General features: G+C 40.7%; 1 protein-coding gene. It reads left to right on the top strand.

The annotated features are described in order from the left end of the window. Window positions 1-139 precede the first annotated feature (139 nt). The coding region (locus AB4585_RS25825) for an alanine--tRNA ligase-related protein (RefSeq protein ID WP_372171627.1) at window positions 140-305 on the top strand (166 nt) is incomplete at its 3' end.

The raw sequence follows: 305 nt of genomic DNA, 5'->3' as shown, positions 1-305 counted from the left end.
GCAGTAAGTAAAGCCCTTCTAACAAATCTTCGTTAATTCACTAGCATTTTCAGGCAAATTAGACAGAAAACTAGTCGTTCTCCCTTGCTTGATTTACAATGTGGCAAAAATCTAACTTGAACGTTTCAGGAATTGCCACATGTACATGAGCACCGCCGAAATTCGTAGTGCCTTTTTAAAGTTCTTTGAGAGCAAAGGGCACCAGATTGTAGAGAGTTCTTCTCTTGTACCTCACAACGATCCTACACTGCTGTTTACTAACGCAGGTATGAACCAGTTTAAAGACTGCTTCCTAGGAGCTGAAA

It is taken from the genome of Vibrio sp. 10N.222.49.C9, from assembly GCF_041474985.1.
Taxonomy (GTDB): Bacteria; Pseudomonadota; Gammaproteobacteria; order Enterobacterales; family Vibrionaceae; genus Vibrio; species Vibrio crassostreae_C.
This window is presented reverse-complemented; position numbering and strand designations above follow the sequence as displayed.